Origin of the sequence: Halomonas rhizosphaerae (assembly GCF_030010555.1) — a bacterium.
GTDB lineage: Bacteria > Pseudomonadota > Gammaproteobacteria > Pseudomonadales > Halomonadaceae > Halomonas > Halomonas rhizosphaerae.
Genome location: NZ_JASCQP010000019.1, coordinates 26,121 through 43,728 on the forward strand (window position 1 = coordinate 26,121; position 17,608 = coordinate 43,728).

Here is a 17,608-nt window from a genome sequence, read left to right on the forward strand (position 1 = left end):
TGCTCTCCCACGCTGGGTCCCACGTGACGGCCCCAGAGTCGTACCTGACGGGTGAGCCCACCCGCCATACCACGACAATCCCCGAGGAGAGATCACCATGCAGACCGCCATCCGCGAGATCGACAACGGCGTCAACGTCACCGCCCTGCTGGGCGCCCGCGAGGCCCTGTCCCAGGCCCCCGAGGCCGCACGCTTCACCTGGCGCACCAGCTGCGACTGGGTGATGGGCACCCATAGCCGCGCCACCGTCGAGGGCTTCCACGGCCTCGGCGAGGAGCAGCGCCACAAGACCCGCTTCGCCTTCGATACCGACCACCCCGAGGTCTTCGCCTCCGAGGACCATGGCCCGACCCCCGTGGAGTACGTGCTCGTGGGCCTCGCCGGCTGCCTGACCGCCGGCATCGCCGCCGTCGCCCAGCACCGTGGCATCCAGCTCAATTCGGTGCGGGCCCGCCTGGAGGGCGACATGGACATCCAGGGCATCCTCGGCATGGACCGCGACGTGCGCAACGGCTTCGATGACGTCCGCGTCACCTTCGAGATCGATGCCGACGCCACCCGCGAGGAGATCGAGGCCCTGGTCGCCCAGTCGCAGAAGCGCTCGGCCGTCTTCGACATCCTCACCAACCCCACCCACGTCTCGGTGCAGGTGAAATGAGCGAGGAGCGTCCAGGCCGGCAGCACCGCCCGGCCCGCGCGGTGACCGTGGTGGTCATCGGCGCGGGCCAGGCCGGGCTCGCCATGAGCCACTACCTCGGCCGGGCCGGCATCGAGCATGTGCTGCTGGAGCGTGGCGAGGTAGGCAACGCGTGGCGCCACGAGCGATGGGACTCGCTCAGGCTGCTGACCCCCAACTGGCAATGCCGGCTGCCCGGGCTCCGCTACGCGGGGCCCGACCCGGACGGCTTCATGTCCATGCCCCAGGTGGTCGACTTCCTTGGCGACTATGCCCGACGACTCTCGGCCCCGGTACAGGCCGGTACCAGGGTGCGCTCGGTCCGGCCGGCAGACGATGGCTACCGGGTGATCACCGATCGGGGCGAGTGGCGCTGCCGGGCGGTGGTGATCGCCAGTGGCGCCTTCAACCTGCCCCGGGTGCCGGCCCTGGACCGGGCGCTCCCGGCATCGGTCGACCGCCTGACGCCCAGGGAGTATCGCCACCCGGGCCAGCTGGCGCCGGGCGGCGTGCTGGTGGTGGGGGCCTCGGCCACCGGGCTGCAGCTGGCCGACGAGCTCCAGCGCGCCGGTCATGCGGTGACCCTGTCGGTGGGCGAGCATGTGCGACTGCCGCGCCGCTATCGGGGCCGGGATATCCAGTGGTGGCTGGAGGCGGCCGGCATCCACGACCAGCGCTTCGACGAGGTGGACGACATCGAGCGGGCCCGCCGCCTGCCCTCGCCGCAGCTGGCCGGCGGCGACGTCCCCGCCACCCTGGACCTGAATGCCCTGAGCGCGCGGGGCGTCAGACTGGTCGGCCGGCTGGTGGGGCTGCAGGACACCCGGCTGCAGTTCTCCGGTTCGCTGTCGGCCCACTGCGCCGCGGCGGACCTCAAGCTGGGACGACTGCTCGACACCCTCGATGCCTGGGTGCGGACCCGCGGGCTGGAGGGCTGCCTCGAGGCGCCGGAGCGCTTCCCGCCGACCCGCCTGCCGAACGTCCCCTGCCTGGGGCTGGATCTCGCCCGCGGCGGGATCCGCACCGTGCTGTGGGCCACCGGCTATCGCCCCGACTACAGCTGGCTGCAGGTGCCGGTGCTCGACCGCAAGGGGCAGCTGCGCCATCACGGCGGCGTGGTCGATGCCCCGGGGCTCTACGTGCTGGGCCTGCCGTTCCTGCGCCGTCGCAAGTCGAGCTTCATCCACGGGGCCGATGACGATGCCCGGGAGCTCAGCGCCCATCTCGTCGCCTGGCTGGCCCGGGGTCACCGCCATGGCACCATGCCCCGGGGACTGACTACCGCGCTCGGTGCCTGACTTCGCGCCGGCCCGTTCGGCCGGCGCCCTTCTCCCTCCGCCTGCCCCGTGGCCACCGGAACGCCGCCGGGGCCGGACAGTCTCAAGGCATCGAGGAGGCCTTTCCCATGACCAGCGAGTTCGACGGCCCCCCGGCCAATGGGGCCGGCGCCGCCAGTCCCGAGATCCTGGCCGAGGTGGTGACTGAGCCGGTGAGCGGACCAAGGCCTGCGGCACGCTGAGCACCCGGGGGAAACGCTCACCGCCCTTTGCCCCGCCTCGCTGACCGGAAGGGACCGTTTCTGACCCGTTTGGCACTGGCAAGAGCGGCCAGCCAAGGGGAGTGTGGGACCCAGGAGACTGGCGGACGACAAGCGTCTGCCGCAATCCTGGAAACCACGACCGATGGGAGGTCACCATGAAAGCCATTATGAGTACGCCCGCCTGCGCACTGGCCATGGCCAGCGTGGCTTGGATCGCCCCCGCCCACGGCGCCGAGATACCGCGCTTCGATAACCTGGGGGAGTATGGCCGCACCATTACCACGGACTCCGAGCAGGCCCAGGCCTACTTCAATCAGGGGCTGCGTCTCGCCTACGGTTTCGCTCAACCGGAAGCGATCCGCTCCTTCCGGGCCGCACAGCAGCACGACCCCGGCTGCGCCCTCTGTGCCTGGGGGGAAGCCTGGGCGCTGGGCCCCTATCAGAACAACCCGGGAGGCGTCGGTGATCCGCAGGACGCCAACGCGGCGGCCCAGCGAGCCCTGGAGCTGGCCGATGAGGCCGCACCCTGGGAGCAGGCGCTGATCGAGGCCATGGCCTTGCGCTACCCGCCCTCCGACGACGATAGCGACCCGCAGCAGGCGACCCGCCGCTACGCCGAGGCCATGGAAGAGGCCGTGGCGGCACATCCCGACGACCTTGACATACGCACCCTCTATGCCGAATCGCTGATGCTGTACCGCCCCTGGGATCTCTACCAGGCAGATGGCGAACCCTACCCGGAGACACAGACGGTGATCGAGGAACTGGAAACCGTGTTGGACGCCGAACTGGGCCATGGCGGCGCCTGCCACCTCTATGTCCACACCGTGGAAGCCTATGAGCCGACCCGCGCCGAGGCCTGCGCCGACCGGCTGGCCGACGCCATCCCGGGAGTGAGCCATATTCAGCACATGCCCTCACACATCTACATGAACATCGGCCGCTACGGCGACAGCGTCCGCGCCAACCAGCGGGCGCGCCAGAGGGACCAGGCGGCCCGCCACGACGCGGCCGTGAGCACCTATGCGCCCCACAACACCCTGATGCTGGTCTATTCCGCCTGGATGGACGGGCAGAGCGGCGTCGCCCTTTCAGCCGCTCGGGACATCGGTCGCGAACGCGCGGAAGATATCTTCCACCACAGCCTGCAGCTCGCCCGCTTCGGCCGCTGGGACGAACTACTGAACCAGGACGGTGCGCCAGACGCCGCCTTCCAGGCCGCCATGTGGCACTTCGCGCAAGGGCTGGCGCAGTTGCGTACCGGTGATGCCGAAGCGGCCCGGGACACCCTGGCGCAGATCCGTGCCACTCGGGAGGCGACCCCGGACGATGCCACCTATCACTTCTTCCGGCATGCGCAGCGCGATCTGCTGGGCATCGCGGCCGGTATCCTGGCCGGCGAAATCGCCGCCGAGGCGGGGCGCCTCGATGAGGCGCGCGAACAGCTGCAGGCAGCCATCGCCCTGGAGGACGGCCTCGGCTACTCCGAGCCAGAGCCCTGGCCGATACCCGCCCGCCATGTGCTCGGAGCGGTGCTGCTGGAGGCTGGGCACGCCCAGGAGGCAGAATCGATCTATCGCGACGCCCTGGCGGTACACCCCGACAACGGTTGGTCGCTCAAGGGGCTCGAGCAGAGCCTCACCGCCCAGGGAAGGGACACCGAGGCAGCCGAGGCCGGCCAGGCGTTCGAACGGGCCTGGGCGAGAGCCGACGTCTGGTTGCCGGCCTCCCGCTTCTAAGACTTATGACGGGTACCTGTCAGGACGCGGACCCGCCTGACGGGCCCGCGTCCTGGCGTCGCGCCAGTGCAAGCATTCACCGCTGCAGCGAGTGGCTGATCGAGCGCGACGGGGTCACCCTCTGGAGCCGGAACCTGACCGACGACGGCCACTGCCGATTCTGCGGCACCGGCCTGCGACAGGGTCAGCCGGTGAGCCCCTCCAGCCACGCCACCACCAGCTCCGCCATGACCGCATCGTCGAGCCCCTGGGCCTCGAGCGAGGCCCAGGTGGTGAACGCCAGGCCGTGCTGGAGCGTGATCGCCAGGCGCGGGTCCTCGGTCGCCCCGAGGTGCTCGTGCAAGTCCTCGCTCACCTGGCGCAGATGGTCGCGAAATGCCGCCATGGGCGCCTGAAGCGCCGGGACCTCGGACGCGTCGCGGTGGGCGGCACGCCACATGCGCTGGGTAGCGCGGTAGTAGCGGTAGAAGGCCCGCAGGGTGGCGCGCACGTGCGCCACGCCCGCCTCGGAGGCAGCCCACTCGGCGGGGTCCGGCGGTGGGTGCAGTTCCAGCCAGCGCGAAGTGCAGGCCGCGAAGACCGCCGTCTCGTCGGGGAAGTGGCGGTAGACGGTCAGGCGCTGTACGCCGGCGCGCTGGGCGATGGCACTGATGGTGGTGGCGCGCGGTCCGACCTCCTCGTGGAGTTGCATCGTCGCCTCGACGATGCGTTCGCGGGTCTCCTCCCGGCCGGCGGCACGCTTGCGCTGGGTGTAACGACGTTTCTCGGCCATTTATTGAACATACCTGTTCACTCAAATATTGACAAGCGCCGCCTGCGGGCCTATCAATATTTCAGTGAACATACGTGTTCACTAACTCCAACAATGACCACGGAGTCCCGCGATGACCGACACTCTCCCCCTGATGCTGCCGACCCGGGATGCCGGGTGCGACTGGTGTGTGCTGCCCGCCTTCCTGCCCCTGCAGGGCATGGGTGGCTTGACGGTGAATGCCTTCCTGCACAAGGGACGCGAGCCGGTACTGGTCGACACCGGCCTGGCCGCTCTCGGCGATGCCTTCCTCGACGCCCTGCAGGCAGAGATCGACCTCGCCGACCTGCGCTGGATCTGGTTGAGCCACACCGATGCCGACCATATCGGCAACCTCACCCGAATACTGCAACGTGCCCCCCGGGCCCGGGTCGTCACCAACTTCCTCGGCATGGGCAAGATGGGCCTGCTCGGCCTCGACACCGGCCGTGTGCAGTTACTGGAACCCGGTGCCCGCTTGACGCTCGGCGACCGCGAGCTGGTGCCGCTGCGGCCGCCCTACTACGACGCGCCGGAGACGCTGGGCTTTCTCGACACCCGCTCGCGTACCCTGTTCGCCGCCGACAGCTTCGGCGCCCTGCTCCCCGCCCCGGCCGACAGCGTAACGGCGATCGAGGCGAGCGCGCTGCGCGACGGCCTGGTGACCTGGTCGGCGATCGACGCCCCCTGGCTGGCTACGAGCGACCGGGATGCCCTGGGACGCTCGCTGCATGCCCTCGAGCGCCTGGCACCGACTACCCTGCTCTCCGGCCACCTGCCGGTCGCCGAGGACGGTATCGCGGCCCTGACATCCGTGATATTCGAGGCCTGGTGCGCGGCTCCCAGCGACCCGGCCGACCCGCAGGCCATCGAGGCCGTGGCGAAGGCGCTGGAAGGAAGCCCGGAAGCGCGCCTGGAGGTGTGACACCGGCCTGGAGCGCAGCCGTAAGGGCCCGGCGCGTGATGGCGCCGGGCCCCGTCACGCCGACGCCACGCATCAGGTTTTGCTGGACAGCGACTCCACCCGGCCCGACGCTTACTTGAGCCGAGCGACCGGATGACAGGAGTCGAAGCCATGACCATTGCCGCCTTCGTGGCCGGACTGGTGCTGTTGATCGTGGGGGCCGAGGGACTGGTGCGGGGTGCATCGCGCCTGGCCGAACGGCTGGGCATCACGCCGCTGATCATCGGCCTGACGGTGGTAGCCTTCGGCACGAGTTCCCCCGAGCTGGCGGTGAGCCTCAAGGCCGCCAGCGATGGCCAAGCGGGCATTGCCCTTGGCAACGTGGTGGGCAGCAATATCTTCAACGTGCTCTTCATTCTCGGCGTCTCGGCGCTGATCGTTCCCCTGACGGTGGCCCAGCAGCTGGTACGCATCGACATTCCGCTGATGATCGGGCTCTCGGTGGCGATGCTGCTGCTGGCACTGGATGGCGTCATGGGACGTTTCGATGGGGGGCTGCTGTTGGCGGGACTGGCCGCGTACCTGGCCTTCCTGTTCTATCAGAATGCGCGAGCCCAGCCTGAGGACAGCGGCGAGTCGCCGGCCTCGGGAGAGACCCACTGGGCCTTCAGCCTGGCACTGGTGGTGGGGGGACTGGCCCTGCTCGTGCTGGGCTCACGCTGGTTCGTGGAGGGGGCAGTGGCGTTCGCGGCCTTCCTGGGGGTCAGCGAGCAGGTCATCGGTCTGACGATCATCGCGGCGGGCACCTCGCTGCCCGAGGTGGTCACCTCGATCATCGCCGCCCTGCGCGGCGAACGCGACATCGCCGTGGGCAACGTGATCGGCAGCAACGTCTTCAATATCCTCGGCGTGCTGGGGCTGACCGGGTTGCTCTCCGCCTCGGCGATTGCCGTGCCACCGGCCCTGGTGGGCTTCGATATCCCGGTGATGATTGCCGTGGCGCTGGCCTGCCTGCCGATCGGTTTCACGGGGGGCGTGATCAGTCGCTGGGAGGGCGGGGCGTTGCTCGCCTACTACCTGGCCTACACCCTCTACCTGATCCTGGCGGCGGCCCAGCACGATGCACTGCCGGGCTTCGGCGCCACCATGCTCTACTTCGTGCTCCCGATCACGGCATTGACCCTGGCGGTTCTCACCCTGCAGGAACGGCGTCGCCTGCGCTAGCAACGCGCCGGACGCGACGCCGATTCGGTTGCGGCCCCCGCATCGAGCGAGCGGCCCCCGCCGCGGGCATCGACGACGGCTGCAAGGCCTGGGTTGCCCACGCCGCCTCGGGGGCCGCCGCAGTAGCGTTGGCCGGCTCGGCTGGTGCGAGCTCAACCTTCCGGCTTGCGCGCGGTGATGGTCCAGGAGCTTGAGCCCATGACGATCTTGCCATCCTGCTCGAAGGGGGCCAGGGCCTGGCGCAGCGCCTCCTCGATCTGCGGGCGTTGCCGCTCGGCCTCCTCGCCGGCCTCGCGGAACACCTCCCCGGCCGGCCCCAGGGCGAGCTGGAAGCGCATGGCGTTCTCCACCGAGTCGCCCACCTCGACCGGCCCGTCGTTGCGCTCGAAGGCGATGTTCTCGAAGCCGGCGATCTCCAGCTGCTGGGTAACCACCTCGGGATTGGCCATGGAGAAGGGCCCCGGGCCACAGGTGCGGGCGTCCTCGCCGGGCGGAGGCAGGAAGTCCAGCACTACCCGTTTGGGCAGCCCCAGCCAGGGGTTGTCCTCGATATCGCGCCAGACGATGAACATCAGCTCACCGCCCGGCTTGAGCGCCTTGTGGACGTTGCGCATGGCCACTACCGGATGTTCGAAGAACATCATGCCGAAGCGCGAGAAGCACAGGTCGCATTCAGGCTCGAAGGGGTAGCGCTCGACATCGGCGGCGATGAAGCGCACGTTGTCGACGTCCGCCTCCGCGGCGCGGCGCTGGGCGTCCTCCAGGAACTGTGCGACGCAGTCCAGGCCCAGGACCTCGCCCCGAGGACCGGTGCGGCGTGCCAGCTCGATGGCGGTATCGCCCCAGCCGCAGCCGACATCGAGGATCCGGCTACCGGGTTCGATATCGAGTCGCGTGAGCGGAACCCGGCTGTGGTAGCTCAGGCCGTTCATCAGGATGTCCTGGAAGCGATCGAACTTGTCGGCCAGGGTGTCGTTCCAGAACTCGACGTATTCGCTGGTGGTTTGCGTGGTCTGTTGCATGGCGTACCTCCGGGATGGAAGCCATGGGGGTCGCAGTGCTGCGGCACCGCATCACGGCGACGGGGCATCACGCTGCCACGACCCGCCGCCTACCTACCAGTTCTAGCAGTTGGTCTCCCTTCCTGCGGCCCCTGTCATGATTCAGGCCCTTGAATGGTCCAGGGGCCTGTCGAATCTGACCGATCATCGCGAGAGAGTCGGGGTTCGAGACAGCTTGATCGATCTGATGATGCGAATAGATCACTACTTAACGAATCAGGCCGAATGAGGTTGGCCGGATGACCGGCTTTCGAGGTTGATCAGCATCAAGTCCGGCAGGCTCTAGGTCGTCCCCCGGCGCAGCCCCTTCCGTCGTTGCAATCGGCCCCTTCCAGACCAACGGAACGGGAATATACGGATACAACAGCAAGTATGTCAGTCCGCGATTAACTTATACCGGGCGGCCAGGTCGCATCTTGCGAGAGTGAATGCAGGGTATTTTTTGTACACCAAGAGTTCATTCATGAGGCCCATGAAGTGAAAAAACTCTCACTTCTTCTCGCATCGTAACGATTAAAATTACGCCTCATGTTCTACAATAAGAAAGCCTAAGCCAGACACTCCCTGACGGCGATCATCCCCCTGCACACCGGCCATGAGCTTGTCGTTCTGAGCAGAAAGCGGGTCCTGCATGGGCGACCTTCTTGCCTCCTCGAGAAGCGCCAGGCCGACGGCACGGCCCATACCGGCAAGGCATGGCGTCGTATCACTTACCCCGGTATCGGGGTGTCACTCGGCACCCAGGATCGGTTACCGATGACAGTTACTGCCTCGATACCTCAACGAGGCAACTTCCATGAAACTCATGGTATGCAGTTCGGCACTGATCATCGCACTGCTGTCCATCTCTCCCGTCATGGCGGCAGACTCGGTGTATCTGGAAGAGCGCACGAAACGTCTTCATGAAAAGACGCAGACATCCACCATGGAACCGGCCACGATGCAAAAACGGGTGGGACCGCGCACAACGGGAGCGAGGGCATTACCGGCGGCGACCGTCGCGTCCCCCGACCCCTGGTGGCACTGACGCCAAGCGACGGATATGGAGCTCCACCCAGGCCAAATCATCGGGGTGCAAGCAGCACTCCCCCTCACCGCCACGGCTCGCCATCGCGCCGTGGCGTCTTCGTGTCGTTCCGAGGGAATTCCGCAGCGTTCCGTCACTCGAGCGCGCCCTACCGGCGCATGGGACGGCAAGAGTTCGTGCCGTCTCGGCACCCTACCGGGAACGATCAGGCGTTATGGACCACCCGCCCGAGCTCGCCGATGTCATAGCCACCCAGCGCCTCGGCCCGCTCGGCGAAACGCGCTTCCCGGGCGAAGGCGAGAAGCCTCTGGATCGGCGGCTCGAAGTAGCTTCGCCGCCGCAGGGCCAGGTCGAAGGCCTCCTCATGCAGGGGCACGAAGGCCAACCCCTGGCGGCGGGCCGCTGCCTCGACCCCGAGCCCGGCGTCCGCCTCGCCCTGGCGGATCGCCAGCGCCAGGTCGTCCTCGTTGAGCGACGGGTGCGCGGTGAAGCGCAGCCGCCTGGCATCGACCCCCGCCCGGGCCAGCAGCCAGGTCAGCAGCCGCTGGGCCCCGGCATCGGGCTGGCGATGGGCCAGGCGCACCGCGTCCCCGGCCAGGGCCTCGAGGCCGGTGATGCCCAGGGGGTTGTCCGGCGCCAGCAGCAGACCCTGGCGCCGCGTCGCCCAACGCACCATCACCAGGTCCCGCATGCCGGAGAGCCCCAGCGACTCGGGCCGGTTGTAGCCGCCGCTGTGCGCATCCAGCAGGTGCAGCCCTGCCACCATCGCCTCGCCGGCCAGCAGGCGCCGCACTCCATCGCCGCTGCCGTGACACAGCAGCGCCAGCCCCGCCCCGCTCTCGCGCACCGCCCACTCCAGCAGCGGATCCTGGCTGCCCGCGAGCACCACGGGCACCGGCCGGCGGCTGGCCCGGTCGCCCTCCAGGTGATTCATCAGCCAGAGGTCGATGCTCTGGCGGGGGAAGAGCAGCTTGCCGGTCACGCGCACGCAGGGCATCGCCCCCTGGCGCACCAGATCATAGACCTTGCGCTCCTTGAGGCGCAGGTAGTCGGCCACCTCGGCGGTGGTCAGGTAGGCAGGGGACGCATGCCCCCGTTCGGTCTCCATGGTGCAAGGCCCCTCGTGGTGCTAGAACCGTCGTTATCCTGCATGGTACTGCATGAATTACAGCGTTGGATGCGTCACCGTGCTTCAACGCACATGATGCAGGGAGACCGCAGGAGCGCGCGATGTCCGACGATCCCAACGCCTTCCAGACCGCCCTGGCCCTGATCCTGGGCCGCGACCCCGACCTGATCGGGATCGTGACGCTGTCGCTGCAGGTCTCGCTGTCCGCCGTGCTGATCGCCGCGCTGATCGCCCTGCCGCTGGGCGCGGCCCTGGCGCTGTGGCGGTTTCCCGGCCGCGGGGCGTTGATCGTGATGCTCAATGCACTGATGGGGCTGCCCCCGGTGGTGGCCGGGCTGGCGGTCTACCTGCTGCTCTCCCGGGCCGGGCCCCTGGGCGAGTTCGGCCTGCTCTTCACCCCTGGTGCCATGGTGATCGCCCAGGTGATCCTGGTGCTGCCGATCATCGCCGCCCTGACCCGCCAGCAGGTCGAGGAACTCCACGGCGACTACCGCGAGCAGCTCGCCTCCCTGGGCGTGTCGCGGGCGCGCCGCATCCCGACCCTGCTGTGGGACGCCCGTTTCGGCCTGACGACCGTGATGTTGGCCGGCTTCGGCCGGGCCAGCGCCGAGGTCGGGGCGGTGATGATCGTCGGCGGCAACATCGACGGCGTCACCCGGGTGATGACCACCGCCATCGTGCTGGAGACCAGCAAGGGCAACCTGCCCCTGGCGCTGGGCCTCGGCATGGTGCTGCTCGCGCTGGTCGCGCTGGTCAATGCCGCCGCGCACCTGGTGGGCGAGACGGCGCAGAGGCGGCTGGGATGAACGATCTCAGGCGGCTACCCGTGGCAGCCATACCCTCGCTCGCGCTGGAAGGCGTCGGCTTCGTCCATCGCGGCCAGACCCTGCTGCATCCCCTCGACCTGCGCCTCGAAGGCTGCCACCGCACCCTGGTGATGGGCCCCAACGGCGCCGGCAAGAGCCTGCTGATGCGCCTGGCCCACGGGCTGCTGGCGCCCTCCCGTGGCCGCGTGCGCTGGGAAGGCCGCCCGCCCCGCCAGGCAATGGTCTTCCAGCGCCCGGTGCTGCTCAAGCGCTCGGCCCTTGCCAACCTCACCTACGCCCTGGCGATCCACGGCACGCCTCACCGTCGACGCAGGCCGCTGGCCCGGGAGGCGCTGGAGCGCTTCGGCCTGGCGGCCCTCGAGAAGCGCCCGGCCCGGGTGCTCTCGGGGGGCGAGCAGCAGCGCCTGGCCCTGGCTCGGGCCTGGCTGGTGGAGCCCGAGGTGCTGTTCCTCGACGAGCCCACCGCCGCCCTCGACCCGGCCGCCATCCAGGCGGTGGAGGCCGCCGTGCGCGACTTCCACCGGCGCGGCACGCGCATCCTGATGACCACCCACGACCTCCAGCAGGCCCGCCGCCTGGCCGACGACATCGTGCTGCTCTATGGCGGCCGACTGGTCGAGCACAGTCCGGCCGAGCGCTTCTTCGCCGACCCGCAGACCCCGGAAGGCAGCGCCTTCGTCCGCGGCGAGCTGGTCTGGTAGACCGCTCACGTCCACCAGGCACCCCCCAGGAAAAGCACCACCCAGGAAAGAAGGAAGGGCACCATGAAGACGACAGGACTCACCCTCGCCGCCATCGGCCTCACGGGGTTCACTCTGGGTGTCTCGGCCCGGGACCAGGCCCCCTTCATCACCCTTGCCTCGACCACCTCCACCGAGGCCTCGGGCCTGTTCGACGCCATCATCCCCCCGTTCACCGAGACGACCGGCATCGAGGTCCGCGTGGTGGCCGTGGGCACCGGCCAGGCCTTCGAGATCGCCCGCCGCGGCGACGCCGACAGCCTGCTGGTGCACGACACCGTCGGCGAGGAGCGCTTCGTCGAGGGGGGCTATGGCAGCGAGCGCGCCGACGTCATGGTTAACGACTTCGTGCTCATCGGCCCGGGGGGCGACCCGGCCGGTATCAGTGAGGCCGAGAGCGTGGCCGAGGCGATGCAGCTGATCGCCGAGGCCGAGGCCCCGTTCGCCTCCCGCGGCGACGACAGCGGCACCCATCGCGCCGAGCTGCGTCTTTGGCAGGCCGCGGGGGTCGAGCCCGAAGGCGAGTGGTACCGGGAGCTCGGCAGCGGCATGGGCCCGACGCTGAACACCGCCGCCGGCATGGACGCCTACGTGATGGCCGACCGCGCCACCTGGGTCGCCTTCGAGAATCCACAGGACCTCGAGCTGCTCTTCGAGGGCGACGAGGCGCTGTTCAACCCGTACGGCAGCGTGCTGATCGACCCCGAGCGCCACCCCCACCTCAAGCACGACCTGGCCGCGCAGTGGCACGCGTGGCTGCTTTCCGACGAGGGCCAGGCCGCCATCGCCGACTTCGAGGTCAAGGGACAGCAGCTGTTCTTCCCCAACGCCCGCCCCGACTGATCCGTCGATAACATCGCCTCACCCGCAGACCCTCAAGTGCACGGCCACGTCCAGCCGGGCCATGAAAAGCCTGCTCTCCGCCGTCGAGCCTATCGGGTATATCGCTTGAGCTCATCGGCAAATTCACTCCGCAATCGCGTCCACTCCATCTTGAACCAGGGCGTATAGTCTTCCGGGCGGGAGGCCAGCTCGGCATCGAGCGCAGCGGGTGATATCCAGCACCAGTTGGCGATCTCCTGGCGGTTGGGGCGTGGCTCATTGTCAGTGCCCCCAAGATATACCCAGCAAAGCTCGTGCTCGGCGCCGCTTGAACCGTACTGGACCTGATAGCGGAACTTGTAGAGGAAGGCGAGTTGCGCCTCGATGCCGACCTCCTGCCATAGTCGCCGGTGAATCGCCTCTTCCATGGGCTCGCCTCGGCGTGGGTGACTACAGCAGCTGTTGGACCAGCACAGTGACCAAAGACGCTTGCCTTCCGCCCGCTGCTGCAGAAGAAGCTCCCCGTCATGATTGAACACGAACAGCGAGAAGGCGCGATGCAGCACACCGCTTCCTTCGTGGCACTTTGCCTTGCTCAAATGCCCCAGCTCCCTGTCCTCGTCATCGACCAGGATCAGTTCCTCGTCATCGAAGGAAACGGTCTCGTCGCGCTCGCTCGAGCCAGTTCTAACCAATGGTCACCTCCTTGGCCATGATACCTGTCTACCCCTCGTCATTGCCTAGCCGAAGGGCATAACGTGCGGCTGAAGCGCCATCACCATCGGAAAGTTCGGAAGCCCATGCACTAAGTTCCGGGTGTGGGCCCCCGAGCGGCCCGAGTGGCAACCCTCTGGTCACACCGCTGAACAGCAGCTTGAGCATCCCATCATGACGTGTCACCAGGCGGGTACTCGCGATGACGGCCTTGACCGTGCGGCGTGACACCTTGACCTGCCGCCCCGTGCAATAGGTCGGCCGAGCATCTATCCGCCTGAGTGTGAGCACGGCCAGGCCGATGGCCCATAAGCAGAAACGCCTGATACCCGTTTCTTTCGCGGGAACCATCAGGGTGTAGCGAAAGGCATTACGCAAATGGGCGTGCGCAATACCGACCATGTATCGCAGTGCGGTGGCAAACTCCGGATCCCTGCGTCCCGGCGCCAGGCTCGCCACGTCCACACCAAACTCCCGAAATTCCTGGCGGGGCAGCCAGCAGACGCCACGTTGCCGATCGTCCCAAAGGTCCTTGAGGATATTGGTAAGCTGCAGGCCTTGTCCGAACGACGGTGCCAGGGCCAGCATCTCGGCACGCTTCTCATGCATGTCGCCTGAATGCTGACAGAACAGTTCCGTGAGCATTTCACCCACGACGCCTGCCACGTGATAGCAATAGCGGTCCACCTCGCCCAGGTCTGCCAAGCCCTCCAGGCTGGCATCGTCCTGGTAATGGCCCATGCCCCGGCACATGATGCTCACACACTTGACCAGCGCCTGCTGTTGGGGCACTTCGAGGCTATGGGTGCAACGGACGACCAGTGGCGTGTTAGCCATCAACTCTCGCTCATCCGGTGACGTGGCCTGCGAGAGTAGCGGCGTGACCTGTCTGGCGAAACGCTGGGCCTTCTCCTCTCCTCTCAGCACCGCCAGAAACCGTTCATGCAAGAGGGTCTTCTGAACCGCGGAAAGCGTCGGTTCATCCTCCAGGGTGTCGGCAATACGACAGAGCAGGTAGGCATTGGTCACGACCTTGCTCAGATCGGCCGGGAGCTGAGGAATGGTGAAGGCAAAGGTGCGTGACACCCCGCGAAGGACCTTGCCCTGATAGGCTTCTGCTTCTGCAATTCCGGAAGCCGTCGCAAGGACCTTGGCCATGGCAGTACACCCATTCATGTGTGGCGATTGACCGACCCGCGTGACGTGCGAGTATCGAGACAGGTTGATCGGGGAGGCTATCACGCTGGCGTTGGGAGACTAACGACGCCCAGCCAACGTCAAGGCCCCCTCCCCGGCAGCTTGCTTGTGATCATTGCGCGGTGGCCCTCCTTCCGGTGTCAGACCGTTAACGGGATGTCAGGGTCTGACACCGGGCGCAGGTCACTCGCTACGCGCCGCGTAGGCGCGTGACGTTCGTGTTTCCGGCTTCAGCCCATCAACACGAAGCCGTTGAACTGCCAGATCGTCAACAGCGTCAGCAGCAACACCACCACCAGCCCGACATGGCGCAGGCGCCGGCCCCGGGACCAACCCTCCTCACCCAGCACAGGCACCAGCAGGGCAAGCGCCCCCAGGCTGGCCGCCCCCGCCAGCATGGCGACGCCCTGGGCGGCCACGAAGGCCGGTGGCGGGAAGTCGAAGAAGGCGAGTCCCACGTCCTGCGTGATGGGCAGCACACCGGCCAGGGCCAGCCCCATGCTCACCAGCCACAGACCGGCGGCCAGCAGCGTCAGCCGTGCGGCCCAGCGCACCACGGCGCGACGTGCTGGCGGCCGCTCCCGGCCGACCAGCGCCACCACCAGGGTGGCGACGAACATTCCCCCGGCCAGGCCCAGGAAGGCCAGCCGCCATCGCGGGTTGGCCAGCGGCCCAACCCGCTCCATCACCATGATCGGCTCCGGCACGGCCAGGTGCGTCACGGCGCCACTCTCGTCGGCGAGAAAGCGCAGCGACTCGCCGCTATCGGCCTGGCGGAAGTGCCCCTCGCCCGGCGCCTGCACCAGGCGCACCTGCCGCCCCCGGCGGCTCAGCACCAGCCGGCCGTCCCGGTCCGGGTGGACGCTGGCCATGTCGTGGTTGAGCAGCGCCTCGACGGTGGTATAGGGCCGCCGCGTGGAGAGGTAGTCCCCCGCATAGCGCGCCGGGTCGTCGGGCGCCGTGGCCGCAGCGGGGGCTTCGTTCGGGAAGTAGCGGCGCACCAGCTGCTCGACGAAACCCCGGATCAACGCCTGGCCGCCGTTACTGTTGGTGGAGACGAACACCCCCAGCTCGAGTTCGGGGATCAGCTGCAGGTCGGAGATGAAGTGCACGGTACCGCCTCCATGGCCGATGGCCCGGTAGCCGGCGATCTCGCTCTCGATGAAGCCGTGGGCCATGCCGGGCTGCCCCGGCGCCACCTGGTAGTGGGTACGCTGCATCTCGCGGGCCGTCTGGGGCGAGAGCAGCTGCACGTCGCCGAGGCGACCCTCGTTGAGATGGGCGCGCATGAAGCGCGCCATGTCGGTTGCCGTGGTGGAGAGGCTGCCGGCCGGGCCGATGCCGCCGACGAAGGTGAAGCCGCCCGGCCGGAAGGCGCCCTCGACCCACTGGTAGCCCTCGCTGACCCGCTCGCGCAGGGCCGGCGCCATGGGGGCCTGCTCGCGCTGCGGCCCCCAGGGCTCGCGGAAGGTGCTGTCCTGCATGCCCAGCGGCCCCAGCAGGTGACGCTCGGCGTAGGCTTCCCAGGACATGCCGCTGACCTTGGCGACCACCAGGCCAGCCAGCGCCACCCCGTAGTTGGAGTAGGCTGGCCAGGTGCCCGGCGGGCGCACCTGGGCAGGGGCATGGCGGCGCAGGTAGTCACGCAGCGAGAGCACGGCGTCGGGGTCGTCCTCGAAGAGATGGCCCATGGCCGTGTCCTCGAAGCCCGGGGTATGGGCCATCAGCTGGCGCAGGGTAATGGGTGCCGGATAGAGGGTCGCCAGGGGGAAGTCGGTCAGGGTGTCGCGGATATCGGCGTCCAGGTCGAGCCGTCCCTGTTCCACCAGCTGCATTACCGCCGTCCAGGTGAAGAGCTTTGAGATCGAGCCCGGCCGGAACAGGGTCTGCTCGGCGACTACCGGGCGCCCGGCCTCGAGGTCGGCCGACCCGAAGCCCTTGGCCAGCAGCAGTTCGTCGTCCTTGACCACCGCCACCGTGACGCCGGCCACACGGTGGGCCTCCATACGCGCCTTCACGAAGCCGTCGACGAAGGCCTCCAGGTCCTGCCTGTCGATGGCCGCGCCCATGGCCACTCCCGCCCACAGCCAGACCAGCAGGCCGCACAGGACGCCTCGCATGAGATTCATGATCGCGTGCCTCCCAAGGTCGCATCGCTGCCCTTCGCAGAGTCAAGCATCGGTCATCTCCAGCCCCGCCAATAGGTCGGGAATCTCGTTGCACAGGAAGCGTGCCTCCACGCATTCGCTCAGGTGCCCCTCGGCGAAGCGCAACAGCCCCAGCGCCGCATGCGGCAGTCGCCGGTCGCGGCGCACGATGAACTGCCAGTGGCTCTCGATGGGCAGCCCCGCCACCGGCAGGATCACCAGATCCGGATGCTCCGGCGGCAGCACGTGCTCGGAGAGCACGGCGAGTCCCATCCCGGAGGCCACGCCGACACGGATCGCCTCGTTGCTGGCCATCTGTAGCGTCGCCCCCAGGGTCAGCCCCTGTTCCTGCAGCCAACTCTCGAAGAGCATCCGCGTGGCCGATCCGGGCTCGCGCAGCAGGAAGCGCTCGCCCAGCAGCTCGCTCATCGCCACCCGGTCGCGTTCCGCCAGCGGGTGGCCCCGCGGCGCCACGGCCACCAGGGGATTGCGCAGGAACCGGCCGGCCCGGGCATGGGCCAGCGAAGGGGGGTGGCTGAACACGTAGAGGTCGTCGTCCTGGCGCTCGAAGCGGGTCAGCACCTGGCGGCGGTTGCCGATATGCAGGGTGACGTCCACCTCGGGAAAGGCCCGGCTGTAGGGGCCGAGCAGGCGCGGCAGCACGTATTGGGCGGTGTTGACCAGGGCGATGGAGCAACGCCCCCGCGCCCCGCCGCGCAGCGAGGCCAGGTAGTCCTCGAAGTCGTCGAAGCGCCCCAACACCTCGCGGCTCGCCCGGTAGAGCTCGCCGCCCGCCTCGGTGGGCACCAGGCGCCCCTGGCGGCTCTCGAGCAGCGGCTCGCCCACCGTCTCGGCCAGGCGACGCAGCTGCTGGGAGACCGTAGGCTGGGTCAGGTGGAGCCGTCGCGCCGCCTCGCTGATCGAGCCGGCGCGCACCACCGCGGCATAGACCTGCAGCAGGCGGAAGGTCAGGTGTCGGATGTTCATTGGCGGGGTGCCCTGGATCGTCTATAGATGATCGTCAATGATGCAATGCGAAAGAGTTTATTGGAATCAATGTCCGGGGCTTCG

General features: G+C 68.3%; 16 protein-coding genes. 9 read left to right on the forward strand and 7 right to left on the reverse strand.

The window, feature by feature from the left end:
* The first annotated feature begins 97 nt into the window (after positions 1-97).
* The 3 genes from QLQ83_RS06345 to QLQ83_RS06355 all read left to right on the forward strand — a co-directional run bounded on the left by QLQ83_RS06345 (position 98) and on the right by QLQ83_RS06355 (position 3,955).
* Positions 98-658 (forward strand): OsmC family protein, encoded by a 561-nt coding sequence (locus QLQ83_RS06345; RefSeq protein ID WP_282734677.1) that lies wholly within the window; start codon positions 98-100, stop codon positions 656-658.
* Positions 655-1,974, forward strand: a complete 1,320-nt coding sequence (locus tag QLQ83_RS06350; protein WP_282734678.1) for an NAD(P)-binding domain-containing protein — start codon at positions 655-657, stop codon at positions 1,972-1,974. The genes QLQ83_RS06345 and QLQ83_RS06350 overlap by 4 nt, the downstream gene beginning before the upstream one ends.
* Before the next feature lie 397 nt (positions 1,975-2,371).
* Positions 2,372-3,955, forward strand: coding sequence for a tetratricopeptide repeat protein (locus QLQ83_RS06355; protein ID WP_282734679.1), 1,584 nt, complete (start codon positions 2,372-2,374; stop codon positions 3,953-3,955).
* A gap of 184 nt (positions 3,956-4,139) precedes the next feature.
* Here QLQ83_RS06355 and QLQ83_RS06360 read toward each other — a convergent pair whose 3' ends face one another.
* Positions 4,140-4,727: a TetR/AcrR family transcriptional regulator gene (locus tag QLQ83_RS06360; protein ID WP_282734680.1), complete on the reverse strand. Its 588-nt coding sequence runs from the start codon at positions 4,725-4,727 to the stop codon at positions 4,140-4,142.
* 112 nt (positions 4,728-4,839) lie between these two features.
* Here QLQ83_RS06360 and QLQ83_RS06365 point away from each other — a divergent pair, with 112 nt between their 5' ends.
* Positions 4,840-5,670 carry an oxygen-binding di-iron domain-containing protein gene (locus QLQ83_RS06365; RefSeq protein WP_282734681.1) on the forward strand — a complete coding sequence of 277 codons (831 nt, stop codon included), beginning with the start codon at positions 4,840-4,842 and terminating at the stop codon, positions 5,668-5,670.
* A 150-nt stretch (positions 5,671-5,820) separates the two neighbouring features.
* Positions 5,821-6,873 carry a calcium/sodium antiporter gene (locus QLQ83_RS06370; protein ID WP_282734682.1) on the forward strand — a complete coding sequence of 351 codons (1,053 nt, stop codon included), beginning with the start codon at positions 5,821-5,823 and terminating at the stop codon, positions 6,871-6,873.
* Positions 6,874-7,025: 152 nt separating this feature from the next.
* On the opposite strand, the gene QLQ83_RS06375 is transcribed toward QLQ83_RS06370, so the two are convergent.
* Complete coding sequence (locus QLQ83_RS06375; protein WP_282734683.1) at positions 7,026-7,895, reverse strand: class I SAM-dependent methyltransferase; 870 nt, start codon at positions 7,893-7,895, stop codon at positions 7,026-7,028.
* An 835-nt stretch (positions 7,896-8,730) separates the two neighbouring features.
* On the opposite strand from QLQ83_RS06375, the gene QLQ83_RS06380 reads away from it, so the two are divergent.
* The gene (locus QLQ83_RS06380; protein ID WP_282734684.1) at positions 8,731-8,961 is read left to right on the forward strand and encodes a hypothetical protein; all 231 of its coding nucleotides are present in this window, start codon (positions 8,731-8,733) and stop codon (positions 8,959-8,961) included.
* Between the two features lie 205 nt (positions 8,962-9,166).
* Here QLQ83_RS06380 and QLQ83_RS06385 read toward each other — a convergent pair whose 3' ends face one another.
* On the reverse strand, positions 9,167-10,069 hold the full coding sequence (locus QLQ83_RS06385) for a helix-turn-helix transcriptional regulator (protein WP_282734685.1): 903 nt from the start codon (positions 10,067-10,069) through the stop codon (positions 9,167-9,169).
* Positions 10,070-10,191: 122 nt separating this feature from the next.
* On the opposite strand from QLQ83_RS06385, the gene QLQ83_RS06390 reads away from it, so the two are divergent.
* The 3 genes from QLQ83_RS06390 (at position 10,192) to QLQ83_RS06400 (ending at position 12,500) form a co-directional block, all read left to right on the forward strand.
* On the forward strand, positions 10,192-10,896 hold the full coding sequence (locus QLQ83_RS06390; protein WP_282734686.1) for an ABC transporter permease: 705 nt from the start codon (positions 10,192-10,194) through the stop codon (positions 10,894-10,896).
* 20 nt (positions 10,897-10,916) lie between these two features.
* Positions 10,917-11,618 (forward strand): ATP-binding cassette domain-containing protein, encoded by a 702-nt coding sequence (locus QLQ83_RS06395; protein ID WP_282734687.1) that lies wholly within the window; start codon positions 10,917-10,919, stop codon positions 11,616-11,618.
* A 63-nt stretch (positions 11,619-11,681) separates the two neighbouring features.
* On the forward strand, positions 11,682-12,500 hold the full coding sequence (locus QLQ83_RS06400) for an ABC transporter substrate-binding protein (protein ID WP_282734688.1): 819 nt from the start codon (positions 11,682-11,684) through the stop codon (positions 12,498-12,500).
* A gap of 89 nt (positions 12,501-12,589) precedes the next feature.
* On the opposite strand, the gene idi is transcribed toward QLQ83_RS06400, so the two are convergent.
* The 4 genes from idi to QLQ83_RS06420 all read right to left on the reverse strand — a co-directional run bounded on the left by idi (position 12,590) and on the right by QLQ83_RS06420 (position 17,524).
* Positions 12,590-13,174 carry an isopentenyl-diphosphate Delta-isomerase gene (idi, locus tag QLQ83_RS06405; protein ID WP_282734689.1) on the reverse strand — a complete coding sequence of 195 codons (585 nt, stop codon included), beginning with the start codon at positions 13,172-13,174 and terminating at the stop codon, positions 12,590-12,592.
* A gap of 28 nt (positions 13,175-13,202) precedes the next feature.
* Positions 13,203-14,351, reverse strand: a complete 1,149-nt coding sequence (locus QLQ83_RS06410) for a phytoene/squalene synthase family protein (RefSeq protein WP_282734690.1) — start codon at positions 14,349-14,351, stop codon at positions 13,203-13,205.
* A 269-nt stretch (positions 14,352-14,620) separates the two neighbouring features.
* The gene (locus tag QLQ83_RS06415; RefSeq protein ID WP_282734691.1) at positions 14,621-16,519 is read right to left on the reverse strand and encodes a serine hydrolase domain-containing protein; all 1,899 of its coding nucleotides are present in this window, start codon (positions 16,517-16,519) and stop codon (positions 14,621-14,623) included.
* A 42-nt stretch (positions 16,520-16,561) separates the two neighbouring features.
* Positions 16,562-17,524, reverse strand: coding sequence for a LysR family transcriptional regulator (locus QLQ83_RS06420; protein ID WP_282734692.1), 963 nt, complete (start codon positions 17,522-17,524; stop codon positions 16,562-16,564).
* Between the last annotated feature and the right edge of the window lie 84 nt (positions 17,525-17,608).

Coding starts and splice junctions, on each gene's coding strand:
- QLQ83_RS06360 (WP_282734680.1), bottom strand. CDS start 4,727: ATGGCCGAGAAACGTCGTTACACCCAGCGCAAGCGTGCCGCCGGCCGG.
- QLQ83_RS06380 (WP_282734684.1), top strand. CDS start 8,731: ATGAAACTCATGGTATGCAGTTCGGCACTGATCATCGCACTGCTGTCC.
- QLQ83_RS06355 (WP_282734679.1), top strand. CDS start 2,372: ATGAAAGCCATTATGAGTACGCCCGCCTGCGCACTGGCCATGGCCAGC.
- QLQ83_RS06400 (WP_282734688.1), top strand. CDS start 11,682: ATGAAGACGACAGGACTCACCCTCGCCGCCATCGGCCTCACGGGGTTC.
- QLQ83_RS06365 (WP_282734681.1), top strand. CDS start 4,840: ATGACCGACACTCTCCCCCTGATGCTGCCGACCCGGGATGCCGGGTGC.
- QLQ83_RS06370 (WP_282734682.1), top strand. CDS start 5,821: ATGACCATTGCCGCCTTCGTGGCCGGACTGGTGCTGTTGATCGTGGGG.
- QLQ83_RS06385 (WP_282734685.1), bottom strand. CDS start 10,069: ATGGAGACCGAACGGGGGCATGCGTCCCCTGCCTACCTGACCACCGCC.
- QLQ83_RS06410 (WP_282734690.1), bottom strand. CDS start 14,351: ATGGCCAAGGTCCTTGCGACGGCTTCCGGAATTGCAGAAGCAGAAGCC.
- QLQ83_RS06350 (WP_282734678.1), top strand. CDS start 655: ATGAGCGAGGAGCGTCCAGGCCGGCAGCACCGCCCGGCCCGCGCGGTG.
- QLQ83_RS06375 (WP_282734683.1), bottom strand. CDS start 7,895: ATGCAACAGACCACGCAAACCACCAGCGAATACGTCGAGTTCTGGAAC.
- QLQ83_RS06390 (WP_282734686.1), top strand. CDS start 10,192: ATGTCCGACGATCCCAACGCCTTCCAGACCGCCCTGGCCCTGATCCTG.
- QLQ83_RS06415 (WP_282734691.1), bottom strand. CDS start 16,519: ATGAATCTCATGCGAGGCGTCCTGTGCGGCCTGCTGGTCTGGCTGTGG.
- QLQ83_RS06420 (WP_282734692.1), bottom strand. CDS start 17,524: ATGAACATCCGACACCTGACCTTCCGCCTGCTGCAGGTCTATGCCGCG.
- QLQ83_RS06345 (WP_282734677.1), top strand. CDS start 98: ATGCAGACCGCCATCCGCGAGATCGACAACGGCGTCAACGTCACCGCC.